Annotated in this window: 4 protein-coding genes and 4 pseudogenes; 2 read left to right on the top strand and 6 right to left on the bottom strand. The window is 60.6% G+C overall.

Going from position 1 to position 7,411, the window contains the following annotated elements; all coding sequences use genetic code 11:
* Positions 1-119: 119 nt before the first annotated feature.
* Positions 120-875 (top strand): annotated as a pseudogene (locus tag NKH23_RS34095) (alpha-hydroxy acid oxidase); the annotation flags it as partial.
* A gap of 112 nt (positions 876-987) precedes the next feature.
* Here the strand turns inward: NKH23_RS34095 and NKH23_RS34090 are convergent.
* From NKH23_RS34090 to NKH23_RS34080, 3 genes and pseudogenes are all read right to left on the bottom strand, one after another.
* On the bottom strand, positions 988-2,022 hold the full coding sequence (locus NKH23_RS34090) for a hypothetical protein (RefSeq protein ID WP_353036729.1): 1,035 nt from the start codon (positions 2,020-2,022) through the stop codon (positions 988-990).
* A gap of 454 nt (positions 2,023-2,476) precedes the next feature.
* Positions 2,477-3,048: pseudogene (locus NKH23_RS34085) on the bottom strand (IS6 family transposase); the annotation flags it as partial.
* 407 nt (positions 3,049-3,455) lie between these two features.
* Positions 3,456-4,031, bottom strand: coding sequence for a DDE-type integrase/transposase/recombinase (locus NKH23_RS34080; RefSeq protein WP_353036727.1), 576 nt, complete (start codon positions 4,029-4,031; stop codon positions 3,456-3,458).
* 174 nt (positions 4,032-4,205) lie between these two features.
* On the opposite strand from NKH23_RS34080, the gene NKH23_RS34075 reads away from it, so the two are divergent.
* The gene (locus NKH23_RS34075) at positions 4,206-5,147 is read left to right on the top strand and encodes a recombinase family protein (protein WP_353036725.1); all 942 of its coding nucleotides are present in this window, start codon (positions 4,206-4,208) and stop codon (positions 5,145-5,147) included.
* Here the strand turns inward: NKH23_RS34075 and NKH23_RS34070 are convergent.
* From NKH23_RS34070 to NKH23_RS34060, 3 genes and pseudogenes are all read right to left on the bottom strand, one after another.
* A complete protein-coding gene (locus NKH23_RS34070) occupies positions 5,140-5,403 on the bottom strand; it encodes a hypothetical protein (RefSeq protein WP_353036723.1) in 264 nt (87 codons plus the stop codon). The two genes, NKH23_RS34075 and NKH23_RS34070, sit on opposite strands and share 8 nt — an antisense overlap.
* 416 nt (positions 5,404-5,819) lie before the next feature.
* Positions 5,820-6,161, bottom strand: a pseudogene (locus NKH23_RS34065) (ATP-binding protein); the annotation flags it as partial.
* Between the two features lie 13 nt (positions 6,162-6,174).
* Positions 6,175-7,308: pseudogene (locus NKH23_RS34060) on the bottom strand (Mu transposase domain-containing protein); the annotation flags it as partial.
* Positions 7,309-7,411: the final 103 nt, after the last annotated feature.

Genomic DNA, 7,411 nt, shown 5'->3' with positions numbered 1-7,411 from the left:
CGGATCCGCGCAATAGCGCATTGGAAAGTCGTGACCGGCGCAACTGCGTAAGTTCATCGGCAAACGCCTTGTCGGGGATTAAGCGAACAACGTGACATCGCCCGCGCAAGCCCTTCTGGTTTCAACTCTACATCAATCGCGACCGAGAATTCGCGCTGAACCTCATCGACCGCGCAAAGGCTGCGGGCTGTTCGGCGCTCGTGCTGACGCTCGATCTGCAGATCATGGGGCAGCGTCACAAGGACATCTGCAACGGTCTGTCCGCTCCTCCCCGCTTCACAATGGATCATCTTATCCAGATGGCCCAACGTCCGATGTGGTGCATGAAGATGCTCGGCACGCGACGCAGGACATTCGGAAACATCGTCGGCCACGCGCGCGGCATGAACGACTTGGAGGCGCCGGCTGCGTGGACCGGAGACACGCTCGATCCGACGCTCTCATGGGATGACATCGAATGGGTCAAGAAGCGGTGGGGTGGCCCCCTCATCCTCAAAGGCGTCCTTGATGAAGAAGACGCGCGCATGGCGGATCGCACGGGTGCCGACGCCATCGTCGTCTCCAATCATGGCGGCCGTCAGCTTGACGGCGCACCATCGTCGATCAGCATGCTGCCCAGGATCGTCGATGCTGTCGGCGACAAGATCGAGATTCATATCGACGGCGGGATCCGCTCGGGCCAGGATGTGTTGAAATCTCTGTGTCTCGGGCAAAGGGCACGTTCATCGGCCGGCCATTTTGGTCTTGGTGCGGCCGGCAAGGCTGTCGTCACGCAGGCACTCTACATCATCAGGCGCGAACTCGACACCACCATGGCCCTCTGCGGAGAACGCGATCTCCGCAACCTTTGCAAAAGGAACCTCGTCAGCATGTGAAACGGACTGCGAGTCGACAAAGTCGGCTTGCAGCGACTAAACACGATCAGCGTGTCCGGCGATGCGAGGCTGACCAAGGCGCTGCTCGACCGGCCACTGGTTCGGCTTGCGACTACTGAATGTTCGTCAGTAGCGTGGTCATGGCAGCAGTCATGGCGCTAGCATAGCTATCGGGATCCTTCACCTCAAACAGGAAGCGATTTGACTCCGCACCGGCGTTCGTCCACGTCGTCACCCCATTCGGATCGCACTTGATCTCGACCGGGCGGAAGCCAAAAATCGCATCGTCTGCGTTGGAGCCTGCAATAATCTTGCCCGCCTTATCAACCGCTTGGGACACCATGTGGAAAAAGCCGGCGGTGCAATACATGTCGCGATCCGCACGGAAGGTCAAGTAGCTTGATACATCGCTCCGCGGTGCCAGCAGCGGCTGTAAGTACCGCGCGTCCGTTCGCGCTTCGAGTGAGTAGGTGAAATAGCTTTGCAGTACGGACGACAACTTGGGAAGAACGTCGCCCTGCTTGAACTGAAAAAAGGTGCCGAACCGCTCCACCTTTGGATCGAGGTAGTAATCTGACCTCAGCGTCTCGAAGCACGGCATCCAGTAGATCGGGCACGGGATATCGAACGTGGCGGCGTAAGCGGCCGCATTGAGCATAACATTGTACTCGGTACCTCCCTGTTTCGCGACATCGGGATGGCCCGTGCCCGCGTTGAGGTAAATCCCGGCACATTTGTTGCGAAAAAGATCCGGATCAAGCTTGGCAGCAACGGCGAGATCGCGGCAGGAACCGACAATGCTGATGTAAGCCGGCCCTTCGCTGTCGCGAAGATAGTCGAGCAGGAACTCCGCGCCGGCGCGGTCTCGCCTGGGAAGGGCAGCAAGCGACGCCCGGTCATGCGTGTAGGGAACGGAGGAGCCGACAGCCATGCGGGTTGGCAACCCCGTGAGGTAGCTTAGCTGGGCAATGCCGGTGACATCCGGGCTGCGGCCTGGAGGATCATCTGGCGGGAAGTCGACCAGTACGCCGCCGAGCTCAAGTTGGCCCGATGCGGCAAGAGCATAGACGCAAGCAAGGTCCCAGTGATCATCCGGATCGGCACACGGACGAAACAAGTCGGTCTGATGAAGCAATCTTATGGTCATGCGGAATCCCCGTGATTATCCATTGACGCCCGACATCGCGGTCGAGTCGGTGAAGAAGCATGCGCACGCTAAGTGATTTCTTGCAAGAATGCAATAACCTAATATTGCCAAGGCGATGGTCTGTGATAGCAACGACGCTGTTAAGGAGGCAGTTTGGAATAGCCCGATTAAAGCGATGGTGGGCGAAGGGGCGTGCGCGTGCCATGATTCCGCGCTGTTTTCCGTGCCGTTACAGATGCAATTGATGGGTGCCGCTAATCACGTGCACGTCCGAATTGGAAGACAGTGTTACAGTATACGAAATCCGCGGCATTTGCCCCCAAGGCCGATGTCAAGATACAGATTGCTCTGCCCCAATAGGAGATGCGAGTTGGCTCAGGTCCCCATCAGGAACATCGTCAAGGGAGATGTCACGTTGTTCGCTTAATCCCCGACAAGGCGTTTGCCGATGAACTTACGCAGTTGCGCCGGTCACGACTTTCCAATGCGCTATTGCGCGGATCCGATGAATGTGGGTGGCGAGGGCTGAGCGTTTCTGGAGCGGCGGACGAAGAGATTTCGGACTGCTGAAAAGACCGAGATGAAACGTTGCAAGCCGCCGACGGATCGGAAGCACTGCATCATCCGCTCTCGTTTTCGAAGCGGCACGTGAGAATTCTCCGCGCGATTGTTCAGGCCCTTGTGTGATCGATGTTCGACGCCGGGCATTACATCGCGCCTTGCCGCTCCGTATGAGCGCAGTTTGTCGCTGACGATGCGCTTCGGCGACAGGCCTTGCTTCTTCAGCAGCCTGACCAGCAATCGCTTGGCAGCCTTGATATCGCGGCGGGCCTGGACGATCTCGTCGAGAACGTAGCCGTCCTGGTCAACCGCGCGCCAAAGCCAATGTTTCTGTCCGCCGATGGACATCACCACCTCGTCCAAATGCCAGATATCCTTTTGCGACGGCTTCTTTCTGCGCAACTGCTTTGCATAAGCCGCCCCGAATTTACGGCCCCATCGCCGGATCGTTTCGTACGATACGACAGCTGCGTGGCGCTGATGTTGGGGAATTCCTCCAATCGGCACCAAACGATCGGCCACACCATGCGGAGCGCCTGGACGCGGGCTTGGCCAGGCTCGGCGGCGTAGACCGGCTTCGGCTTCTCCTGCATCTTCGCGGCTGTCGCGGCAGGAGTGGGTGGGATCATTGGTTTGAGCGCCGGCGAGGGACTCGCAATAAGGGTTTGTGTCGAGACCTTTTGTAGACTTCGCAGGTAATGCGGTTTGGCCTCGGTGGAGAACGTCGGACGGATTTCGCCCTCATGCCAGGCGCTCGATAGACTTGCTACGAACGCGGCCAGGTTGGGCGGCTCCGATGGCCGGTGGCGGTGTTTGGCCGTCAGCCAATGCCGCCAGATAAGCCTTTACAGCTCGCATCTCCTCCAGAAGCTTCAGCGGACCGAGGTCGGCGGCGATTTCGCGCAGCTTGCTCTTGGCGGCCTTGGGATACCCTCCGCCTGCAGGAGACGCTCGCAGGCAGTCTGCGGTGGATGATAGCGCTTGGCCACCTTCGCACCGTCGCGTTGCTTGGCAGCCAGTTTGAACGAGGGCTGGAAGAAGTTCACGAACAGCCTGGATGCCCCGTAGAGGCGCGTGATCGCCCTGGCTGCCGCCAAGCCCTCAAAGCGCCGATAGCCCAAGAGCTTCCGTACAACGGCGCCATTTTTCTGCTCTATCCACGCTTGGTCGTTCTTACGGTAAGGCCGCGAGCGAGTGAGTTCGATGCCGTGACCAAGGCAATATTTGATCAGCCTGTTGTTGACGAACTCGCTGCCATTGTCCACATCCAGCGCTCTCAGGGCAAAGGGCAAGCCCGCACGGATCCGGTCGAGTGTCTCGACCACAAGGGTACCTTCTCGGAACGCGATGAGCGCGGCCTCCGTCCATCCGCTCGCGATATCGGTTAGAACCACGCTGTGAACGTAGCTGCCGCGGTTGACCTCCCCGCAATGAGCGACCAGGTCCATTTCCATGCTCGGGCAGCGGATCATTCCAGTCAGCAAAGGTGCGCATTTTGATGCGCCGCCGTGGCTCCGGCACAACCCTTGGCGGCTTTCGTTCGCATGGTGCGCCTTGGCATCTGGAGCAAGCGGTCGATCGTCGCGGCGCAGAAGGCGCGCCGGGGCGAGCTCTTCCTGACAGTGGCGGTCGGCTATGTGAGGGCGGGCCGCGATCGGATCGAAAAGGACGCCAATCTGCGCGTGCGCGAAGCGATCGCCCTGGTGTTCTCCCGCTTCGCTGAGATGCAGAGCATCCGCCAGGTCCACCTCTCGTTGCGCAGTGATGGCATAGTGCTGCCTTGCGTCAGCCACTCGCGAGAGGTCGGCCGCGCTATCGTGTGGAAGCTGCCGGTCTACAACACGGTGCATCACATCCTGACCAATCCGATCTATGCGGGCGCCTATGTCTTCGGGCGGACTGGCAGTCGCGTGACGATTGAAAACGGCCGCAAGCGCATCGTGCGCGGCTTTCGCAAGGAGCAATGCGAATGGGAGGTCTTGCTCGTCGACCATCACGAGGGTTACCTCAGTTGGGCGGAATACGAAAGGAATCAGCGCCTGATCGCGGACAACGCCAACGGCAAGGGCATGATGATGGCACGCGGCGCATTGCGACGAGGCGAACTTCCACTCGGCGGTCTGCTGCGTTGTGGCCATTGCGGGCGCAAACTCCATGTCGCGTATAGCGGCAAGAACGGCAACACAGGCCGCTATCACTGCCGCGGCGCACAGCTGAACCACGGCACTGACCCGTGCATCTCGTTCGGCTCGCTGCGGGCCGACCTTGCGGTTGGCGCGGAAGTCGTTCGGCTGCTCCAGCCGCTCGGTGTTGAGGCCGCACTCCAGGCGATCGAGGCCCGCCGGATGGAGGTTGGCGAAAGGCGGCGACAGTTCGAGTTGGCGCTTGAGCAAGCGCGTTATGAGGCCGCGCTGGCGCGGCGCCAATACGATGCGGGTCGATCCCAACAACCGTCTGGTGGCCAGCGAACTCGAACGACGGTGGAATGCGGCGCTGGTGATCGTTCAAGAACGCGAGGCGGAATTGCAGGCTTTGGGGCGACACCAGCTGGAGGCGCTATCTGAAGATGAACGCCAGGGGCTGTTGCGCATGGGTGCTGATCTTGAGGCGGCTTGGCACCATCCCGCCGCCATGGCAGCCAGCCGCAAGCGCATCCTTCGTGCCGTACTGCGCGAGATCGTCGTGCGTATCGAAAACGAACAGCTTCAATTGATGATACACTGGCAGGGCGGCGACCACACGGTGCTTGCCGTGAAGAAGAATAGAACGGGCCAACACCGCTGGATTGTCGAGCCCGAGACCGAGGCGCTGATCCGTCATCTCGCTCGGCTGATGCCCGACAAGGCTATTGCGTCACTGTTGAACCGCCTGGGCAAGAAGACAGGGCGTCTCAACGGATGGACGCAGTCGCGCGTATGCAGCTTCCGCAGCAAGCATAGTATCGCGGTCTACCAGGAGGGGGAACGGGCCGCGCGCGGCGAAGTTACCTTGAACGAGGCGGCTGACATCCTCAATCTCAGCCCGATGACGGTGCGCATGATCCGCAGCCGCATCCTGCCGGCAGAACAACATTGCAAAGGGGCACCCTGGGTTATTCCGCAGCGAAGTTCTTGAGAACCCAGATGTAGGGGATCGCGCCAATGCCAGCCGCAAGCGCCCGCTAACATCAAATCCGGATCAACAAATCCTTGTCTTTCAATGACATACCAAGGTGGGCACTGTGACGTGGGATCGGTCGGGCCGAACAGGAGCAGGTTCGCTCCCTTCTCGAGCCAACTATCGCCGGCGGTGATGGCCATCACCTGGGCCTTGGAGATCATCGGAACGGCTTCGAACTCGAATGTGTCGAGGGTCTTGCCCGGCAGGAGGTGGGCCTCGGCGAGATGGCGTTCGATACGCCGCCGGTCGCGCTCGGCCAGTTCATGTTCGGTGATCGCAGCCAGGAAGCGAGCGGCCGGCCACCCTTCCTTGTCGGCCTGTTCGGCAAACTGCGGCCATATAAGCTTGATGGCCGGCAGGCGCAGTTCGTTGAGGAGCAAGCTCAACCTGGCGGAATCGACAGCGGGGTTCGTCTTCATGCCGCGTCTCCTGTCAGGTGGCGCCAAGCAGGGCTTCATAGACGTTGAGCGGAGCAAGACGCACGACAACACTCGGCAGCCGGGCGGGATCCGGAGCGAACCGTCCGCGCAAAACCCCCATGTCGGGCAATCGCCGTGCCCGTAGCGAGGCGGTCAATTGATCTGCCAGTTCGCTCTCGCAGCCGCGCTCATGCGCCATGGCGAGAAGCTCGACCATGGTGCGGCAGGCCTGCCGCTCAGGCAGTCGCTCTATGAGCATGTCGAAGGTTCGCCGGTAGGCCTCGCGAGGGAAGAGCTGGTCACGATAGACAAGGTTGAGCAGCGCCATCGGCTTGCGGCGCAGCGAATGGATGACATGCCGATAATTGACGACCTGGTCGTGCTTGCCGGTTGAAGAGGCGCGCCCCCGCGGCAGTGTCATGAGTTGCGTGCCGCCGATGAAGATATCCAGCCGATCATCGAAGAGCCGCACTCTGAGGCGGTGGCCGATCAGGCGTGAGGGCACGGTGTAGAACACCTTGCGCAGCGTGAAGCCGCCCGATGATGTGACGCGCACGGTGACCTCCTCGTAGTCGGAAGTGCGCCGGACGGGCAGTTCCTGGAGTTCGGCCCGCTCGATGTCGATGCGCTTGGAGTTGCGAGCATTCACGCGGCTGACGATCTCGTCGACAAAGCGACGGTAGGCTGCCAGGTCGTCGAAATCGCTCGATCCTCTCATCAGCAGCGCGTCATTGAGCGCTCGCTTGAGATGGCCGTGCGGCCCCTCGATAGACCCGTTCTCATGCGCGATGCTGCGATTGTTGCGGGAAGGCGTCATGCCGTAGTGGCCGCACAGTTCGTCGTAGCGGCGCGTCAGGTCCTCCCGTGCGTCCTTGTCCAGGTTGCGGAATGCCGCCGAGAGGCTGTCGCTGCGATGTTCGCGGGGAGCCCCGCCGAGCGACCACAGCGCGTTCTGCAAACCTTCCGCCAGAGCGACGAAACTCTCGCCGCCGAGCACGACATGCGCATGCTCGAAGCCGGAATAGGCTAGCCGGAAATGGTAGAGCCGGTGATCGAGTGGCTGGCCTGCGACCGTCACGCCGGTGGCGGCCATGTCGGTGAAATCCGACAATCCCATGCGTCCGGGTTCGTGGACCTGTCGGAAAATGTGTAGAAGTTTGTACTTGATCGGACAGTTGGCGTCTGAGAGTGGTCCGTTTTGCCTGTCCGATGGGATCAGGCAGCGATCATTTTCTCCTTCGCCAGCGGGG

The sequence above is a fragment of the Mesorhizobium sp. M1328 genome, from assembly GCF_040318075.1.
In the GTDB taxonomy this organism is placed as follows: Bacteria; Pseudomonadota; Alphaproteobacteria; order Rhizobiales; family Rhizobiaceae; genus Mesorhizobium.
Note: the sequence above shows the minus strand (reverse complement) of the source record. Positions and strands in the feature narration are given on the sequence as shown.

Coding starts and splice junctions, on each gene's coding strand:
- NKH23_RS34070 (WP_353036723.1), bottom strand. CDS start 5,403: ATGACGGATCAGCGCCTCGGTCTCGGGCTCGACAATCCAGCGGTGTTG.
- NKH23_RS34090 (WP_353036729.1), bottom strand. CDS start 2,022: ATGACCATAAGATTGCTTCATCAGACCGACTTGTTTCGTCCGTGTGCC.
- NKH23_RS34080 (WP_353036727.1), bottom strand. CDS start 4,031: ATGGACCTGGTCGCTCATTGCGGGGAGGTCAACCGCGGCAGCTACGTT.